We start from the raw sequence: 18,312 nt of genomic DNA, 5'->3' as shown, positions 1-18,312 counted from the left end.
CGCGTGACCGTCACCGAACGCGGGGACGGTCACGCGGCCGAGCGTAGACCGGGGGTCCGACAGTCGCGCTCCGGCCGCGCCGCGCGGCATGGCAACCCAAGCCGACCCTGGGTGGCATCGCACCGGAAGCCGACCCGGGGCGGCTTCGCGCCGGAAGCCGACCCGGCGGCGCACCGGAAGCCGGACCCGGTCGGGATCGCACCCGGAGCCGGTGCCTGGCCGGATGCCGCGGCTGGCGGACACTCGCCCCACCCTGGGGACGCAAGCCGGTCAGAGGCTGACCTCGACGGTCAGTGCCCCCTCGCCCTCCCGCCGTTCCACGACGCCGATCCGCCCCGCCGCGCGCACATCGGCGTCGACCAGGGCGAAGCGTTCAAGATCGGTCGGCGGCCCGGAGACGACCGCCCTGGCCACATCGGTCCGCATCGACACCTTCGCCTCGGACTTCGCCCTCCGGACCGCCGCGATCACCTCCGAAGCGGTGGCCAGCAGCGCGCCGTCGCCCCCCGCGGCCAGTGCGCGCAGGGCTTCGGCGTCCGGCCAGGCGGCGCGGTGCACCGAGCCCTCCGCCCGCCACGACCACACCTCTTCCGTGACGAAGGGCAGGACGGGTGCGAAGAGCCGGAGCAGCGTGTCGAGGGCCGCCGCCAGGGCGGCACGGGCCGAGTCCGTACCCGCGGTGTCCCGCCCCGCGGTGTCCCGACCCGCGGCGTTCGTACCGGCCGCATCCGTACCCACGGCTTCCGTACCCACGGCTTCCGTACCCGCCGAGTCCGAAGCCGTCGGCTCCGTACGGGCCCCCGCACCGTAGGCGCGGTCCTTGACCAGCTCCACGTAGTCGTCGCAGAAGCGCCAGAAGAACTGCTCCGTGCGCTCCAGAGCGCGGGCGTAGTCGAAACGATCGAACGCCGCCGTGACGTCCTCGACAGCCCCCGCCAGTTCCGCGAGCATCGCCCGGTCCAGCGGCTCCGTGACCTCCGCCGTCCGCGGCGCATCGCCGAAACTCAAGGCGAACCGGCTCGCGTTGAGGATCTTCATCGCCAGCCGCCGGCCGACCTTCATCTGCCCGACGTCGAAGGCCGTGTCCGTGCCGGGCCGCCCGCCCGCCGCCCAGTACCGGACCGCGTCCGAGCCGTGCTGCACGAGGAGATCGACGGGTGTGACGACATTGCCCTTGCTCTTGGACATCTTCTTGCGGTCCGGATCGAGGATCCAGCCCGAGATGGTCGCGTGCTTCCACGGCAGCACCCCGTGCTCGGCGTGCGCCCGGACGACCGTGGAGAACAGCCAGGTACGGATGATCTCGTGGGCCTGCGGGCGCAGGTCCATCGGGAAGACCCGCTCGAAGAGATCCGGGTCCTCCAGCCACCGCCCGGCGATCTGCGGGGTGAGCGAGGAGGTGGCCCAGGTGTCCATGACGTCGGGGTCGCCGGTGAAGCCGTGCGGCGCGCCGCGCTGCTCCTCGGCGTACCCGGGCGGGGCCTCCGACCCCGGATCGACGGGCAGGGCGGCCTCGTCGGGGACGATCGGCCGCGTGTGGTCGGGGCGGCCTGCGCCGTCGAGCGGGTACCAGACCGGGATCGGCACCCCGAAGAAACGCTGGCGGCTGATCAGCCAGTCGCCGTTGAGACCGCTGACCCAGTTCTCGTACCGCACGCGCATGTGGTCCGGGTGCCAGCTCAACTCCCGTCCGCGGGCGAGGAGTTCGTCGCGGAGCGCGGCGTCCCGACCGCCGTTGCGCAGATACCACTGGCGGGTGGTGACGATCTCCAGCGGCCTGTCGCCCTTCTCGAAGAACTTCACCGCGTGCGTGACCGGCCGGGGCTCGCCCTCCATGTCGCCGCTCTCGCGCAGCATCTCCACGATCCGCTCGCGGGCGGTGTGCGCGGTCGCGCCGGCGAGGCGGGCGTACGCGGCGCGGGCCCGTTCCGACTCCAGGCCGGCGGGCGGCTCGGCCATGAAGCGCCCGTCCCAGCCGATGACGGGGCGTGTGGCGAGCCGCAGTTCGCGCCACCACGTGACGTCGGTGGTGTCGCCGAAGGTGCACACCATGGCGATCCCGGAGCCTTTCTCCGGGTCGGCCGCCTCATGGGCCACGACCGGGACGTCGACGCCGAAGAGGGGCGTACGGACGGTCGTGCCGAACAACTCCCGGTAGCGGGCGTCGCCGGGGTGCGCGACGAGGGCGACGCAGGCGGGGAGCAGTTCGGGGCGGGTCGTCTCGATCATGACCCGGAGCCCGTCGGTCCGCGAGGAGCCGGGGTCCGCGGACGCGGTGCGTGCGCCGCCGGCAGCCGTACCGCCGGAAGTCGCGTCGGCGGCGGGGGCGTGGAACGCCAGACGGTGGTACGCGGCCGGGCGCTCCCGGTCCTCCAACTCCGCCTGCGCGACCGCCGTACGGAAGGTGACGTCCCACAGCGTCGGCGCCTCCGCCACGTACGCCTCACCGCGGGCCAGTCCGCGCAGGAAGGCGAGCTGGGAGGTGGCGCGCGCCTCGTCGCTGATCGTCCGGTAGGCGCGCGTCCAGTCGACGGACAGGCCGAGACGGCGCCACAGGTCCTCGAAGGCCTTCTCGTCTTCGGCGGTCAGGCGCTCGCACAGCTCGATGAAGTTCCGCCGGGAGACGGGGAGTTGATCCTTCCCGGCCTTGCCGGGCCTCTCGGGCGGGACGAAGCCGGGGTCGTAGGGCAGGCCGGGATCGCAGCGGACACCGAAGTGATTCTGCACGCGCCGCTCGGTGGGCAGGCCGTTGTCGTCCCAGCCCATGGGATAGAAGACTTCCTTGCCCCGCATGCGCTGGTAGCGGGCGATGGCGTCGGTGTGCGTGTACGAGAAGACATGGCCGACGTGGAGGGAGCCGCTGACCGTGGGCGGCGGGGTGTCGATCGAGAAGACCTGCTCGCGCGGCTTCGACCGGTCGAATACATAGGTGCCGCACGCGTCCCACCGTTGCGACCACTTCTCTTCCAGCCCCTCGAGACGGGGCTTCTCGGGAACGCCCGCTGCCGTTCCGGCCGGGCGGTGGGAATGCGTCATACGTCCGCATGCTAGCCACGCGGGTGGGGGCGCGCGCGACCCATTTGCGGGCGGCCGCGACGCGCCGTCGAGGCGGCGGCCGTGATCCGTGCATCGAGCCGCAGCGATCCGCCGAAAAGCCGTTGCCCGCCCGGCACGACCCCGGCTACCGTCGCCGGGCCCCGTTCCCGCCGCAGTCCCCGTGCCCGGTGGACCCCTGATCAGGAGGAGGTGTGCAGCAGATGCGCACACGTGTCGCGCTGTCGAGCCCCGGTTCCGACCTCATTCGCCACCTCCTGACGGAGTCACCTTGTCGCTGCGTATCACCCCACTGACCGACCCCGAGCCGAGCCCGTCGTCCCGCCGCCTGGCGTGGCTGGCCTCCCACGCCGAGGGCACGCCGGTCGGCTCGGCGTTCCTGCGCCTGTTCACCGGCCCGGGCCAGGACCACCTGGCCGAACTCGACGTCCACGTCCACCCGGTCGAGCGCAACCAGGGCGCGGGGGCGCTGCTGCTCGACGCGGCCGTGCGTGCCGCCGGCGACGACGGCCGGCGGTCGGTCGTCGCCCAGGCCGAGCACGGCTCACCGGGCGACCGCTTCCTCGCCGGCCACGGCTTCCGCGCCGTCCTGGCCCTGACGGTCGCCCGCCTCCCGCTCGCCGCCGTGGACACCGGTGCCCTCGCAGCGGTCACCGACGAGGACCGTCCCGGCTACCGGCTGGTGGCCTGGGACGGCACGGTCCCCGACCACCTCGCGGAGACGTTCACGGCGTCACGCCGCGCCATGGACGACATGCCGATGGGCGAGACCGACCGCGGGACGGTGTCCTGGGACGTGGACCGCGTACGGGCGGTGGCCGAGGTGGTCGCCCGCCGCGGCGACCACCTGCACACCGTCGCGGCCGTCGACACCTCCGACGGATCGATCGCCGGTTTCACCGAACTGGTCGTCCCCGGCGACGGCACCGGCGACGGCCTGCACTACGGCACGGGCGTACTGCCGGAACACCGCGGGCGCGGCCTCGGCCGCTGGATGAAGGCCGCCTCGATCCGCCACGCCCGCGACCGCCACCCCGCGCTCGCGGGCCTGGTCACGGACACGGCCGACGACAACGGGCCGATGCGCGCGATCAACGAGGCGCTGGGGTACGTACCGACGCAGCGCACGATCGAGTACCGGCGGGATCTCGTACGCCACTGAGCTCCGGCCTGCCTGTCGGCCGCGCAGCGCGGCACCGTGCCGTGCCGCGCGGCGCCGTGCCGCGCCGCTCCTCGCGGGGCGGCGCGGCACGGCATACCGGGGGCAGAGGGCTCAGGACGCGCGGCGGGCGATGGTGACGATCTCCCGGCTCGCAGGCGTGATCGGTCCGCGGTCCCAGTCGCCGTACCGGCCCTCGACAGTGAGGCCCGCCCCGGCCAGAAGGCCGTCGAGAGCCTCGACACCGAGGAACCTCAGGCGCGTTCGGTGGGTGCGGAGCACGGCGCCACCGGGCTCGGCCGTGATCTCGCGGAAGGAGACCACGTCCCCGGCGACGGACTCGACCTCGTGCCACACGCGGAGGGGACGCCCGGCGGCGTCGGTGACCTCGGACGCGTTCGTGGGGTTCCAGTCCTCCCAGGCCCGCGCCTGCGGATGCCGGGTCTCGAACGCGAACCGGCCGCCGACGCGCAGCGCTCTGCGGATCGCCGCGAGCGACGTCCGCAGTTCGTCGTCGGTGACGAGGCACTGGAAGGCATGGCTGACCATGAGCGCGAGCTCGAACTCGGCGTCCCACGCCGCATCCGCCGCGCCGCCATCGACCCACTCGACATCGGCCCGGCGCCGGGCCCTCGCGAGCGCGGCGCGATCGGGATCGAGCCCGACGAGCCGACCCCGGTGCCCGCGCTCCCGTGCGCGGTGCAGCATGGCACCGGTCCCGCAGCCGACGTCCAGGACCGACCCCGCGGACATGAGCAGCCCCTCGAAGAACCGGTCGGCGGGCCACTGCTCGGGATCCCACGGGTTCAACCGGTCGTAGAGCCCGGCGGCATCGGCGTCGGAGTACACGCCGCCAGTATCCCGGCCACGACACGAGCCCACCGTGCGCCGTGCGAACTCTCCGACGCGCACCGAGGGGTCCGGCGGGGCGCCGACCGACGGAATTGAGTAGGTGCTCCCCACTGAACACCCAGGCTTCCCCACTAGCGTCTTAGTCGGTAAGGCAAATGCCCATAGCTGCCCTGACCAGGGCGAGAGACGCGCAGGGGAGACGACATGCTGGGGGAGAAGCCGGTGAATCGCCGAAGCTTGATCAAGGCGGCAGGGAAGGCCGGAGCGGGAGCCCTGGCGGTGACCGCGCTGGGCGGAGCCATGGCGCGGGCCGCCTCCACGGAACCGCGGGCGGCATCGGCCAAGCCCCGGATCCACGTGGGGTCCGATCCGGGGATCGGGCGATGGTCCCACGCCAAGTCCACCAGTCACGAGGCCGGTTGGACCGATCAGTTCCAGGGCATGTGCACGGACGGCACGTACTGGTACGCCGTTTCCAACGAGGGCGACAACCAGCGTCTCCACAAGCTGACCCTGGACTTCTCGAGCACCGTGGCGAGCCTCTCCGCACCGCGCGGGAGCGACCACATCGGTGCGCCGACGTTCGATCCGCAGCGGCGGCAGATCTACGTCCCCATCGAGGGCCCGGAGCCCGAGCTGATCTGGAAGGTCTCCACGGGCCTGAGCACGGTCGGGATCGTTCCGCTCGCCGGACGCACCCCCGGCTCCCCGGCGCCGCAGCGCTGGAAGTGCCCCTGGATCGCCCTCAATCCGTCCGACGGGCTCGTCTACAGCTCCGTGTTCGGCGACCCGGAGCGGAACGATCTCGACAAGTACGTGGACCGCGTCTGGGCGTACGACCGCGACACCGGGCTGCTGAAGAAGGAGATCCGGCTGCCCAGCAAGGTGTACGCCGTCCAGGGCGGCACCTTCGGGAACGGCGGCAGGAATCTCTACCTGGCCTCCGACTACGAAGAGGCCGGCAACGAGAGGAAGCACGTCTACGCGTACGACTTCTCCGCCGCCCGCGACGGCAGCGCCGTACGGTCCTGGGGGAAGGTCGCCATCCCGGACGCGGACGACGAGGTGGAGTGCGTCGTCTTCGCCCACCTCACGTGGCGGAACGCACGCGACACCCACATCACGGTCGGCATCCTGGACGACGGTGTCTTCTCGGGTTCGACGGACAACGTCTACTTCCGGCACCTCGCGGTGCCGTCACCGGGGTTGATCTGACACGGCCGAGACCGCGCCCCTCGACGGCCATCGGCCGCCGAGGGGCGGTCCCGGCCGACGATCGGCCGAAGGTCAGCGCAAACGTCCTCGTCCCAGCAGTGCCTCACGACGTGACCAGCCTGCGGACGTCGTCGATGCGCCTCGAAGTGACGGGCCTGTGGTGACGAGGGAGACGGGCAGGAAAACAACGTACGGCCTCCGCAGCCGGGCTGCGGAGGCCGTACGCAAGACGGCCCGGCCGGAGCGGAAACCCGCTCCGGCCGACGGCGATCCTAGATGTCGAAGTACAGCTCGAACTCGTGCGGGTGCGGCCGGAGCTGCATCGGCGCGATCTCGTTCGTGCGCTTGTAGTCGATCCAGGTCTCGATCAGGTCGGCGGTGAAGACACCGCCGGCCTGCAGGTACTCGTTGTCGTCCTCGAGCGCGTCGAGCACCGCCGGCAGGGAGGTCGGGACCTGCGGGACGCCCGCGTGCTCCTCCGGAGCGAGCTCGTAGAGGTCCTTGTCGATCGGCTCGGCCGGCTCGATCTTGTTCTTGACGCCGTCCAGGCCGGCCAGGAGGAGGGCCGAGAAGGCGAGGTACGGGTTCGAGGACGGGTCCGGGGCGCGGAACTCCACGCGCTTGGCCTTCGGGTTCGAGCCCGTGATCGGGATGCGCATCGCGGCGGAGCGGTTGCGCTGCGAGTACACCATGTTCACCGGCGCCTCGAAGCCCGGCACCAGGCGGTGGTACGAGTTCACCGTCGGGTTGGTGAAGGCCAGCAGCGACGGAGCGTGCTTGAGGATGCCGCCGATGTAGTAGCGGGCGGTGTCGGACAGGCCCGCGTAGCCCTGCTCGTCGTAGAACAGCGGTTCGCCACCGGACCACAGCGACTGGTGGACGTGCATGCCCGAGCCGTTGTCGCCGAAGATCGGCTTCGGCATGAAGGTCGCGGTCTTGCCGTTGCGCCAGGCGACGTTCTTCACGATGTACTTGAAGAGCATGAGGTCGTCGGCCGCGGCGAGCAGCGTGTTGAACTTGTAGTTGATCTCGGCCTGGCCGGCGGTGCCGACCTCGTGGTGCTGGCGCTCGACCTGCAGGCCGGCCTTGTTCAGCTCCAGGGAGATCTCGGCGCGCAGGTCGGCGAAGTGGTCGACCGGCGGGGCCGGGAAGTAGCCGCCCTTGTAGCGGACCTTGTAACCGCGGTTGCCCTCCAGGGCGCCGGTGTTCCAGGCGCCGGCCTCGGAGTCGATGTGGTAGAAGGACTCGTTCGACTTGGTCTCGAAGCGCACGGAGTCGAAGACGTAGAACTCGGCCTCGGGGCCGAAGTACGCGGTGTCCGCGATGCCGGAGGAGGCGAGGTAGGCCTCGGCCTTCTTGGCGATGTTCCGCGGGTCGCGGCTGTACTGCTCACCCGTGATCGGGTCGTGGATGAAGAAGTTGATGTTGAGGTGCTTGTCCTTGCGGAACGGGTCGACGCGGGCCGTCGACAGGTCCGGGACGAGCGCCATGTCCGACTCGTGGATCGCCTGGAATCCCCGGATCGACGAGCCGTCGAACATCAGCTGCTCGGCCGGGTCGAACGCCTCCGCCGGCACCGTGAAGTGCTGCATGATGCCGGGCAGGTCGCAGAACCGGACGTCTACGAACTTGATGTCCTCGTCCGCGATGAACTTCTTCGCGTCGTCGGCGTTCTGAAACATCCAACTCCTCCTAGCCCGCCGCCAGGGAGGGGCGGGATTGCTTCGATCGCGTTGGCCAGTGCGGTGGCACGCTGGCACGACCTTAGGATTCCGGGATTTCCCGGTCATGACCCCATTGTTTCGCCGAGGTTAACCGGGCGACCCGGTCGATGCCGAGCCGTATACACCATAAAACACCGAATGTACTGGTTTGACCTGCCGCCCCGCGCGCCGGAGGCCGTACGTGCTCCCAGTACCGTGGTCGCGTGGACAACAGGCAGGCAATCGGATCGTGGCTCTCCGGCCCCCGCGCGACGGCCGAGGACATGGGCGTCGACTTCGGGTACCGGGGCAAGCGGCTCGGCCTCCCGGAGGAAGGGCCCGGCTCGATCGCGCCGCTCGGACGGCGCTTCGGGGCCCTCTTCATCGACTGGGTCCTGTGCGGCCTCATCGCGTACGGGCTCTTCGCCCGCGGGGACCAGCAGACCGCCGGCAATGTGACACTGCTGGTCTTCCTCGTGCTCAGCGTGCTGACCGTGGGCACCATCGGCAGCACTCCCGGCAAGCGGCTGCTCGGCCTGCGCGTGATCTCCGTGGACGGTACGCGGCTGCCGTTCGGGCGGGTGCTCGCACGCTCTGTGGCGCTGGTGCTGCTCGTCCCGGCCCTGATCTGGGACCGCGACGGCCGCGGACTCCACGACCGGCTGGGCCGGGCCGTCCAGGTCCGTATCTGATCCGCGGATCGGGTGCGGGGGATCGGAGGACCGGATACAGCGGGGTCCTGATCTCGCGGGTCGGACACGGCGATACGCGGGTGCCGGCACGGGCGCGGACACGGCGATACGCGGGTGGCCGTACGGGCGCGCGGGACGGAGAACGCGACGGTGGGGCCGGGACGGAGAACGCGACGGTGGGGCGGTCCGGAACCAGGTTCCGGACCGCCCCACCCGCACAACTCTCGACGGCGAGGTCAGCGCATCTTGCCGCCGCGCGGCATCCGCATCCCCTTGGGCATCGGGCCCTTCGGCAGCGGCATGTTGCTCATCAGGTCGCCCATCGCCCGCAGGCGGTCGTTGACGATGGTCACCTGGTTCCCCGGCAGCACGCGCGGAAGCTTCATCAGCGTGGTGCGCAGCTTCTTCAGCTCCACCTGGCCCTCGGCCTCGCCCACGATCACGTCGTGCACGGGCACGTCGACCACGATGCGCGCCATCTTCTTCTTCTCGGACGCCAGCAGGCCCTTCAGCCGGTTCGGGTTGCCCTCACCGACGAGCACGATGCCCGCCTTGCCCACGGCACGGTGCACGACGTCCTGGCTGCGGTTCATCGCGACCGCCGGGGTGACGGTCCAGCCCCGGCCCACGTTCTCCAGCACCGCTGCCGCCGCGCCCGGCTGGCCCTCCATCTGACCGAAGGCGGCCCGCTCGGCGCGGCGGCCGAAGATGATCGCCATGGCGAGGAAGGCCAGCAGGAAGCCGAGAAGCCCCAGGTAGACCGGGTGTCCGATGGCGAAGCCGATCGCGAGGAGAACACCGAAGGTGACGACTCCCACGGCCCCGACCACCAGGCCGACCTTGGAGTCGACCCGCTTGGTCATCTGGTACGTCAGGGCGATCTGCTTCAGACGCCCGGGATTCTCGGATGATTCCTGCCTCGCCATGCCCCAGAGTCTACGTGGCCTGCGGAGCGCGGTGGGCCACGGCCTCCAGTACGTGCTGGGCCTCACGGCGGTCGTTGGCGCGGCGCCGGTCCTCCAGCACCGCGTTCCAGGCGTTGCGGCGCGCGGTGCGCGCACCGTTGCGCATCAGTACGGCTTCGACGGCGCGCACGGCTTCGGTGAAAGTCGGAATGGCGTTGGCGCGTACGGGCGCGGCCTGCATGGCGTCAGTCCCCCTCGCGGCGTTTGGGGCGGGAAAGCGGCTCCCACCAGACTCATTGATGGGTGTTACCAGGACGTGACCGGGGGGTCAAACACCAATGAAACCCATACGTGGAGCCGCCACATTCTGATGCGCTCCGAACGGGGGACCGGCCGGGACGGGGCCCGGCGACGGCGCCGCAGGTCCGCCCCCGCGCCGCAAGATCGGCTCCCGGGAAGACGCCTCGGCGGGACGGGCGGCGGGCGGCGCCGGGCCGAGTGACGCATCTCGCGTCGCAGGGCGTCCGCGTCCGCTCCCGCATGAGCGCCGTGCGCACCCGGACACCCGCATCCCTGCGCACCTGCGGGCACCCGCATCCGCAGGTGCCCGCATGCGTCCCGCGTCCACGCTGCCGTACGTACCTGTGCACCGGTGGTCCTGCGCACCCGCGTCCGCGCGTGCTCCCGCGCGGACGCGCGCGAACCCGTCGGACCGGTCAGACCGCCTGTCGCGATGCGACCTCGGCGCGGCGCTCCTTCGCCTGCTGGAAGAGACGCCCCGCGCGGTACGAGGAGCGGACCAGAGGCCCGGACATCACGCCGGAGAAGCCGATCTCCTCGGCCTCCTCCTTCAGCTCCACGAACTCCTGCGGCTTCACCCAGCGCTCCACCGGGTGGTGCCGGACCGAGGGGCGCAGGTACTGGGTGATGGTGATCAGCTCGCAGCCCGCGTTGTGCAGGTCCTGCAGCGCCTGGCTGATCTCCTCGCGCTCCTCGCCCATGCCCAGGATCAGGTTGGACTTGGTGACCAGGCCGTCCTCGCGGGCCTTGGTGATCACCTCGAGCGAGCGCTCGTAGCGGAATGCCGGGCGGATGCGCTTGAAGATCCGGGGCACGGTCTCGACGTTGTGCGCCAGCACCTCGGGGCGGGAGGAGAAGACCTCGGCGAGCTGCTCGGGCACGGCGTTGAAGTCGGGGATCAGCAGCTCGACCTTCGTACGGCCCGCCTCGCGCTCCGCCGTCATGGTGTGGATCTGCCGCACGGTCTCCGCGTAGAGCCAGGCGCCGCCGTCCTCGAGGTCGTCGCGCGCGACACCGGTGATCGTGGCGTAGTTGAGGTCCATGGTCACCACGGACTCGCCCACGCGGCGCGGCTCGTCGCGGTCCAGCGCCTGCGGCTTGCCGGTGTCGATCTGACAGAAGTCGCAGCGCCGGGTGCACTGGTCGCCGCCGATGAGGAAGGTCGCCTCGCGGTCCTCCCAGCACTCGTAGATGTTGGGGCAGCCGGCCTCCTGACACACGGTGTGCAGGCCCTCACGCTTCACCAGGCTCTGCAGCTCGGTGTACTCGGGGCCCATCTTCGCCCGGGTCTTGATCCACTCCGGCTTGCGCTCGATGGGGGTCTGGCTGTTCCGGACCTCCAGGCGCAGCATCTTGCGACCGTCGGGTGCGACTGCGGACACGTCCGGCACTTCCTTTGCTAGCGCGGCATTCGATTCTTCGGCGAACACCAGGGTACGCCCGTCATTCGTACGCTCTTACGCCCCTGGCAACCGTGAGGGCAGAGGGCGCATTCCCGCGGTCCATGCGCCGGGCGTCAGACCGCGCGCGGCAGCGGTTCCGCGGCTTCCAGCACCGCTCTGAGGTGCTTCTCGGCCACCGGCAGCACCTCGGCGACGGAGATCCGGCGCCCCAGCTCGTTGGAGAGCGAGGTCACACCGGCGTCGCGGATGCCGCAGGGCACGATCCGGTCGAACCAGGTGTTGTCGGGGTCGCAGTTCAGCGCGAAACCGTGCATCGTCACGCCCTTGGCGACGCGGATCCCGATCGCGGCGAGCTTGCGGTCCTCGCCGCGCTGCCCGGCGTTCGACGGGGCGTACTCCGGTCCGCTGAGGCGCGGGTCGAACTCTTCGTCCTCCACCAGCCGGGGATCGAAGTCCAGCGACAGGCCGCCCAGGGACGTCCGCTGCTCGACCGGATCGCCCAGCACCCAGACGCCGCTGCGCCCTTCGATCCGGGTCGTCTCCAGGCCGAACGCGGCGCAGGTGCGGATGAGCGCGTCCTCGAGGCGGCGTACGTGGGCGACCACGTCCACCGGGCGCGGCAGTTTCATGATCGGGTAGCCGACGAGCTGGCCCGGGCCGTGCCAGGTGATCTTGCCGCCGCGGTCGACGTCGACGACGGGCGTCCCGTCGAGGGGGCGCTCGCTGTCCTCCGTGCGCCGCCCGGCCGTGTAGACCGGAGGGTGCTCCAGGAGCAGGCAGGTGTCCGGGATCTCGTCCGCGAAGCGGGCCGCGTGGACGCGGCGCTGTTCCTGCCACGCCTCCTGGTACTCGACGGCGTCCTCCCCGAAGCCCAGGTGGACAAAGCGCAGCTCGCGCGGCTCATCACTCCGCGGCTCACTCACGGCAGCTCCTCTTTCCCGCGTCCCGGAATGCCATCTCCGCCTCCGGGACCTCCCGGGGCGCCGAACGCGCCCATGCCACTGTACGGCGGCCCCGTCACCGCGCCCCAGGCGGCTGTGGACAAAGCTGCGGGCCGTCGCCGACACCGGCCCGGGCTCCCGGCGACACGGACCCGGGCCACTGCCCGTCCGGGATTCGGCCGCTGTCCTCCGGCCCGGCGCGGCTGCCGGTCCGGGCCGCTCGGTGACGTCCCCGCGCCTCTGTCGCCCCCGCGGCACGTGCTCACACGATCGGATGAATGCACGACATCGGCGCAGGCAACGGCCGCGAGGACCGCTAAATTCGCGCCGTTCCACGAGGGCGTCCGAGCCCGGAAGGCAGGAGATCGCACAGCCGATGACGGATCGACCCCAGCAACGCACTCCCAACCGTCAGCTCGCCGCGTTCATCGCAGAAGCCGGGTTCTCCAACGCCGGGCTTGCCCGGAGAGTCGACCAGCTCGGCCTCGAGCACGGTCTCGACCTGCGCTACGACAAGACCTCGGTGACCCGTTGGCTTCGCGGGCAGCAACCGCGCGGCACCACGCCCGCGCTGATCGCCGAGGTGTTCTCCCGCCGCCTGGGGCGGCGGTTGTCCGCCCAGGACCTCGGGCTCGACGCCTGCGGCCCCGTCTACGCGGGGCTGGAGTTCGCGGCCTCGCCCGCCGAGGCCGTCGACATCGTCAGCGGTCTGTGGCGCAAGGACTCCGGCAGCCATGCCGAACTCCGCAAGATCGCATTCACCCCGGCCAGCCTCGTGGTGCCCAGCAGGGACTGGCTCATCGGCCGTCCCGACGACCGCGTCGCCCGCAGCGCCGAGCCCGCGTCCGCGTCCGCCACGGCCCCGGCCTCCGGTGGCTCGGCGGAGGCCGTGGTCCGACCGCCCGCACGCGCCCGTACGCTCGTGCCCCGGCAGCGGCAGACGGCGCCCGCCGAGTCCGGCCAGAAGGTCTCGACGGGGGACATCGCCGCGCTCCGTTCGGTGGGGGAGCTCTTCCGCACCCTCGACCAGGCATACGGCGGCGGCCACGCGCGCCAGGCCCTGGTGCGCTACCTCGAGCACGAGGCCGAGCCGATGCTGCGCGGTTCGTACGGCGAGACGACCGGGCGGCGGCTCTTCGCGGCCGTCGCCGACCTGACCCGGCTGGCCGGCTGGACGTCGTACGACATCGCCGCACACGGCCTGGCCCAGCGCTACTTCGTCCAGGCCCTGCGGCTCTCGCAGGCCGCGGGCGACCGGCACTACGGTGCCTATGTGCTGCTGACGATGAGCCGGCAGGCGGTCTACCTCGGGCACGGGCGGGAGGCCGTGCAACTCGCCCGCGTCGCCCAGCAGGGCGCAGGGAGCGGTCCTCCGCCGGTGGTGCAGGCGCTGCTGCACGCCGTGGAGGCGCGCGGGCACGCCGTCATGGGCGAGGTGCGGGCCTGCACGGCGTCGCTGGCCCGTGCCGAGCGCGCCCTGGAGCAGGCCAAGCCGGGCGACGACGTCCCGCACTGGGCCCGCTTCTTCGACGAGGCCCAGCTCGCGGACGACTTCGGCCACTGTCACCGCGACCTCCAGCAGTACCGCGCCGCCGCGCAGCACGCGGAGCGCTCGCTGCAACTGCGGACCGCGGGGTACGCGAGGAGCCGGCTGTTCTGCCGTGTCGTGCTGGCTTCGGCGCGGCTCGGACTCGGCGAGCTGGACCAGGCTTGCGTGCTGGGTGCGGAAGCCGCGGCGCAGGCGGCGGAGATGCGCTCGACCCGGGCCGCGGAGTACGTGCGTGAATTCGAGCGGCGGCTCGAACCGTACAAGGACACCGCGGCGGTGCGGTCCTTCCGGGAGCGGGTGGCCGCGCTGAACTGAGCGCCGCCGGTGGGGGGTTGACCCGCCGCGACGCTGTGGCGGGCGACCCCGGCGCACGGGGCCGGCGTACGACGGCTGGTCCACGACGGCCGGTCCGCGGGCCGGTGTGCGGCGGGCGGTTCGGTGTTCGCCGGGCGGTCCGCGGCCCGGAGCGCGGCGAGCGGCCTGCGGCGTACCGCGTCCGGTTCGGCGCCACCGGCTGGGTGCGGCGCTCCACGGACCTGCGGCGACGCGGGCGACCCGGCGCCTCGTACGCGCCGCGGGGGAGTGGGGCCGCCCGGCGCCGGGGCGCCGGGCGTTCCGTCAGGCGGCCGTGGGCAGGGCCGCCGGTGTCTCGGCGTGCGGGAGCCCGAAGTCGCGGAGTGCCGCGGCCGCCGCGCGCCCGCCCGAGACGATCGCTCCCTGCACGCTGCTGGTGTCGCGGTGGTCCCCGCACACATACAGCCCGGCCAGTACGCGTACCGGGCGCCGCCGGTCGTGCGGTGCCCGCATCGCCGGGACCGCCTCCGGGTCGTGGTGCGCGGCGACGAGCTGCCAGCCGTCGGCCTGCGCGCCGTACAACTCGCCGAGGTGGACGCGGGCCGCCTTGTCGAGCGTGGACAGCGGTTCGCGCGCGGCGCCGCCGAGGACGACCGAGGTGACCAGGGTCCGCCCGCGCGGAGCGCGCGACCGGTCGGCCGCCGTGGCCACGACCGTGTGCGAGACGGGCCCCTGCCGGTCCGCGTCGACCACGAGCGCGGGCTCGGCCATGGGAGGGGCGTCCGTGGTGTGGTGCAGCACGGTCGTCGGGTGGAAGTCCGGCAGCCGCAGCCCCGGGAGCAGCTCCGCCGCCGCCCGCGCTCCGGTCGCCACCACCACGGCACGGCAGGCGAGCCGTCCGTGCTCGGCGGTCTCGACGGACGTGGTGGATGCGGACACGGCGCGCACCCCGGTCCGTACGGTGCCGGGCGGCAGGGCCTCCGCCATCAGCTCCGGCACGGTCGAGGCCCCGCCCGCGGGCACACTGAGCCTGCTCCGGGCGAACGCCTGCAGGGCCAGGTCCGCACAGCGGCTGGAGGTGATGAGCTCCGGGTCGCTGAGCAGGGCGGCGAGCAGCGGGCGCAGAAAGCCCTCGACCGTACGGGAGGGCAGACCGCGGGCGCCGAGCGCCTGGGCGGCGGGCACCTCGGGACGGGCGAGCACCCGGTCCGTGGGCATGGCGGCGAGGCGGTTCAGGAACGAGGCGACCCGGGCCTGGTCGAGCGCCCCGCCCAGCGGCGACCGGGCGGCCGAGGCAAGGGCACGGGCGGCGGTCAGCGGGCCGCGTGCGCCGCGCGGCTCGGCGAACCGCTGGCTGCGCCCGCCCTGACGCACCAGCACCCCGTGCGAGAGCGGCCGGAGCGCCAGCTTCTCCAGGCCCGGCGTACGGCGCAGCTCCGCGGAGGAGGGGGTGAGGAAGTGCGCGGTGCGGTCGAGCCGGAAGCCGTCCACCCTGTCGGTCGACATGCGTCCCCCGACGTACGGTGCCGCTTCCAGGACGGTGACGCCGAGTCCGGCGTCGGTCAGGCGGCGGGCCGCGGCGAGGCCGGCCACGCCCGCGCCCACGACGATGACGTCCGTCCGATCTGTGTTGTGCCGTGCTGGGCTGCTGAGCACGTCCCCTCCCCGAGGTCGGCTGTGTCCCGCGCTGGCGACCTGCGGTCGCAGGATCGCAGGGACCTCATGCCCTCAACGGCCATGGGAAATGCTCCGGTTCTGGACTGGTGTACGGAGGAATCCAGCCGGATCCTGAAAGCGCTGTCCCGCGCTGTGACGCAGGTCGCGGGGCTGCCGCGTTTCATCGCCGGTTCCTCCCGCCGGGCCCGCACGGCGCCGCCGCCCGCTTCCGCCCGCTCTCCCCGCGCCGGCAGCCGTGGCTCCGTGCCGGCACCCCCGGCACCCCTGGATCCGTGCCCGTCGTGCCCTCACCGCCGCAGGGCGGCCCGCAGGGCGCTCTCGGTCGTCGGGTGGGCGAACGAGAAGCCGGAATCCAGCAGCTTCCTCGGCAGCACCCGCTTGCTGCCGAGGATGTCCTCGGAGAACTCGCGCAGCGTGAACCGCAGCACCTGCGCCGGTACGGGGAAGACGGTCGGCCGGTGCAGCAGACGTCCCAGCACGTCGGTCACCTCGCGGTTGGTGACCGGTTCCGGCAGCGTGCAGTTGACGGGCCCCGACAGTGCCTCGGTGTCCAGGATGTGCCGGATCGCCGCGACCTCGTCCTCCAGTGAGATCAGGCTCCAGAACTGCCGCCCGTCGCCCAGCCGTCCGCCCAGACCCAGCTTGAAGATCGGGAACAGCCGCCGGCCGAACGCCCCGCCCCGCGCGGAGACGACCGGCGCGGTACGAGTGAAGACCGTACGGATGCCCGCGTCGGCGGCGGGCGCGGCAGCCTCCTCCCACGCGACGCACAGGTCCGCCATGAAGCCGTCGCCGGGTGGCGCGCTCTCGTCGGTCTCCCGGTCTCCGGTGTCGCCGTAGAAGCCCACCGCGCTGCCGCTGACCAGCACCCGCGGCGGGGTGTCGAGCGAGGCGACGGCCTCGGCGATCGCGGCGGTGCCGAGCAGTCTGCTGTCGCGGATCTCCTTGCGGTAGGCGGGAGTCCAGTAGCGGTCGCCGACGCCCGCGGCCGCCAGGTGCACCACGGCCTCGCAGCCCGCGATGCCCGACGCGTCGACGTGCTGCCGCCGCGGATCCCAGGCGGCCTCGTCCGCGGCCTTCGGCTCCCGCCGCACGAGCCGGACCACCTCGTGTCCGTCCGAACGCAACGACCGTACGAGTGCGGTGCCGATGAGGCCGGACGAGCCGGTGATCGCGATACGCATGCGAGCCATCCTGCCCGGGCGCGGACCCGTGATGCCACAGGCCGAGCGGCGGGTGGCACAGTGTCTCCCATGTCCGACTCCGGCATACGACCCGTCATACGCCGCGCCGTCCGCGCCGACGACACCGCGCTGTCCGCGCTGGACCGCCGCACGTGGTCCACGCTGCACGCCGTGCTTCCCGGACCTCCCGAGCCGGGCGACCCCTTCTTCGACGTGACGCACCCGCCGTCCCACTTCCTCGTCGCGGAGTACGGGGACCGGGTCGCCGGTTACGTCCGGCTCGTGACCCCCACCCCTCTCCCCGCCAACGCACACGTCCGGCAGATCCAGGGGCTGGCCGTGGACACCTGGGCCCGCAGGCACGGCATCGCGCGGTCGCTGCTCGACGCGGCCTGCGAGGACGCCCGGCGGCAGGGCGCGAGCCGCATCACGCTGCGGGTGCTCGGCCACAACGCCCCGGCACGGCGCCTGTACGAGTCGTCGGGCTTCGTCGTCGAGGGCGTGCTGCCGGGGGAGTTCCTGATCGAGGGGCGCTACGTGGACGACGTGCTGATGGGGCGCAGCCTCACCCTCTGACGGGAGTCCGAGCCCGCGGGCGTCAACGGGCGCGGGCGTCAACGGGCCGCGGCCCGGCGGCTGCTGAGGGCCGGGTACTGAGGGGCCGGGCACTGAGGGGCCGGGCACTGAGGGGCCGGGTACTGACCGGCCGGGTGCTTCGGCGGAAGGCGAAGACCCTCAGGGCCGGAACGCGTCCCACAGCTTGGGGAACCGCTCCTCCAGCGCCCGGTCGTCCTCGAAGTTCAGCGCCGTGCCCTGCGGCTCGCGCGCCGGCTGCGGCAGCCCGAGGTCCGGGGTCTCGATCCCGGTGAGCTGCTCGTACGCCTCGTCCGCCGCGTAGCCCAGCTCCTCCGCGTCGCCGTCGACCTCCTCGTCGAAGTCGTCGAGCAGCTCGGCGAGGGCGTCCGGGTCGTGCATCGCGCCCTCGAAGACCTCACGGCCCTGGCCGATCAGCCAGCAGCGGAAGTTGTCGAAGGCGTCGTCGCTGGCTCCGCCGAGGAGGACCCAGGCGGCGCCCCAGACGTCCCAGCGGTAGGCCCGGTTGAAGCGGGCCTCGAAGTGACGGGCGAAGTCCAGCACGGCGTCGGGATCGAACTGCACCAGCCGGTCCACCACCAGGTCGGCCTGCTCCTCCGGGTCGCCTTCGGCGGCCTCGCGGGTGCTGTCGATGATCTCCCAGAACTCCGTCTCGTCCATCACCCGACCAGCATCGGCCCTCGCCCCCCGCCCCGCACCCGGAGCCGCCCGGATGCGGCTGTGTCGTTATGCGGGCCGCGGTCCGGAGCGTTGTACGGGGGTGTGGCGCAGGGCACGCCACACCGCGTAC

15 protein-coding genes are annotated in these 18,312 nt (G+C 72.4%); 5 read left to right on the top strand and 10 right to left on the bottom strand.

What is annotated here, in order from left to right:
- Positions 1-270: 270 nt before the first annotated feature.
- On the bottom strand, positions 271-3,036 hold the full coding sequence (locus ABZ822_RS20695) for a valine--tRNA ligase (RefSeq protein WP_360855884.1): 2,766 nt from the start codon (positions 3,034-3,036) through the stop codon (positions 271-273).
- 289 nt (positions 3,037-3,325) lie between these two features.
- Between ABZ822_RS20695 and ABZ822_RS20690 the strand changes: the two genes are divergently transcribed.
- Complete coding sequence (locus ABZ822_RS20690) at positions 3,326-4,216, top strand: GNAT family N-acetyltransferase (RefSeq protein ID WP_360855881.1); 891 nt, start codon at positions 3,326-3,328, stop codon at positions 4,214-4,216.
- A gap of 111 nt (positions 4,217-4,327) precedes the next feature.
- Here the strand turns inward: ABZ822_RS20690 and ABZ822_RS20685 are convergent, their stop codons facing one another.
- Positions 4,328-5,062: a class I SAM-dependent methyltransferase gene (locus ABZ822_RS20685; protein WP_360855878.1), complete on the bottom strand. Its 735-nt coding sequence runs from the start codon at positions 5,060-5,062 to the stop codon at positions 4,328-4,330.
- A gap of 225 nt (positions 5,063-5,287) precedes the next feature.
- Between ABZ822_RS20685 and ABZ822_RS20680 the strand changes: the two genes are divergently transcribed.
- Positions 5,288-6,280 (top strand): hypothetical protein, encoded by a 993-nt coding sequence (locus ABZ822_RS20680; RefSeq protein ID WP_360855875.1) that lies wholly within the window; start codon positions 5,288-5,290, stop codon positions 6,278-6,280.
- 272 nt (positions 6,281-6,552) lie between these two features.
- On the opposite strand, the gene glnA is transcribed toward ABZ822_RS20680, so the two are convergent.
- Positions 6,553-7,962, bottom strand: a complete 1,410-nt coding sequence (glnA, locus tag ABZ822_RS20675; RefSeq protein WP_360855872.1) for a type I glutamate--ammonia ligase — start codon at positions 7,960-7,962, stop codon at positions 6,553-6,555.
- 245 nt (positions 7,963-8,207) lie between these two features.
- On the opposite strand from glnA, the gene ABZ822_RS20670 reads away from it, so the two are divergent.
- Complete coding sequence (locus tag ABZ822_RS20670; protein WP_360855869.1) at positions 8,208-8,675, top strand: RDD family protein; 468 nt, start codon at positions 8,208-8,210, stop codon at positions 8,673-8,675.
- Positions 8,676-8,911: 236 nt separating this feature from the next.
- Here ABZ822_RS20670 and ABZ822_RS20665 read toward each other — a convergent pair whose 3' ends face one another.
- The 4 genes from ABZ822_RS20665 to lipB all read right to left on the bottom strand — a co-directional run bounded on the left by ABZ822_RS20665 (position 8,912) and on the right by lipB (position 12,206).
- Entirely contained in the window at positions 8,912-9,601 is a 690-nt protein-coding gene (locus ABZ822_RS20665; protein ID WP_360855866.1) for a DUF4191 domain-containing protein, read from the bottom strand.
- 10 nt (positions 9,602-9,611) lie between these two features.
- Positions 9,612-9,821 carry a hypothetical protein gene (locus ABZ822_RS20660; protein WP_360855863.1) on the bottom strand — a complete coding sequence of 70 codons (210 nt, stop codon included), beginning with the start codon at positions 9,819-9,821 and terminating at the stop codon, positions 9,612-9,614.
- Positions 9,822-10,296: 475 nt separating this feature from the next.
- The gene (gene lipA, locus ABZ822_RS20655; RefSeq protein WP_360855860.1) at positions 10,297-11,262 is read right to left on the bottom strand and encodes a lipoyl synthase; all 966 of its coding nucleotides are present in this window, start codon (positions 11,260-11,262) and stop codon (positions 10,297-10,299) included.
- Positions 11,263-11,396: 134 nt separating this feature from the next.
- Positions 11,397-12,206, bottom strand: coding sequence for a lipoyl(octanoyl) transferase LipB (lipB, locus tag ABZ822_RS20650; RefSeq protein ID WP_360855857.1), 810 nt, complete (start codon positions 12,204-12,206; stop codon positions 11,397-11,399).
- A 394-nt stretch (positions 12,207-12,600) separates the two neighbouring features.
- On the opposite strand from lipB, the gene ABZ822_RS20645 reads away from it, so the two are divergent.
- A complete protein-coding gene (locus tag ABZ822_RS20645) occupies positions 12,601-14,088 on the top strand; it encodes a regulator (RefSeq protein WP_360855854.1) in 1,488 nt (495 codons plus the stop codon).
- Positions 14,089-14,391: 303 nt separating this feature from the next.
- Here the strand turns inward: ABZ822_RS20645 and ABZ822_RS20640 are convergent, their stop codons facing one another.
- Together ABZ822_RS20640 and ABZ822_RS20635 are read right to left on the bottom strand one after the other, a co-directional pair.
- On the bottom strand, positions 14,392-15,723 hold the full coding sequence (locus ABZ822_RS20640; protein ID WP_360855851.1) for an NAD(P)/FAD-dependent oxidoreductase: 1,332 nt from the start codon (positions 15,721-15,723) through the stop codon (positions 14,392-14,394).
- Positions 15,724-16,031: 308 nt separating this feature from the next.
- Positions 16,032-16,937, bottom strand: a complete 906-nt coding sequence (locus ABZ822_RS20635; RefSeq protein ID WP_360855848.1) for a TIGR01777 family oxidoreductase — start codon at positions 16,935-16,937, stop codon at positions 16,032-16,034.
- Between the two features lie 60 nt (positions 16,938-16,997).
- On the opposite strand from ABZ822_RS20635, the gene ABZ822_RS20630 reads away from it, so the two are divergent.
- Positions 16,998-17,504, top strand: a complete 507-nt coding sequence (locus tag ABZ822_RS20630; RefSeq protein ID WP_360855845.1) for a GNAT family N-acetyltransferase — start codon at positions 16,998-17,000, stop codon at positions 17,502-17,504.
- Between the two features lie 159 nt (positions 17,505-17,663).
- Here the strand turns inward: ABZ822_RS20630 and ABZ822_RS20625 are convergent, their stop codons facing one another.
- Entirely contained in the window at positions 17,664-18,182 is a 519-nt protein-coding gene (locus ABZ822_RS20625) for a DUF4240 domain-containing protein (protein WP_360856252.1), read from the bottom strand.
- Positions 18,183-18,312 lie beyond the last annotated feature (130 nt).

The sequence above is a fragment of the Streptomyces sp. NPDC047108 genome, assembly GCF_040643575.1.
Taxonomy (GTDB): Bacteria; Actinomycetota; Actinomycetes; order Streptomycetales; family Streptomycetaceae; genus Streptomyces.
The sequence above is the reverse complement of the archived record's forward strand: the minus strand, read 5'-3'. Positions and strand labels throughout refer to the sequence as shown.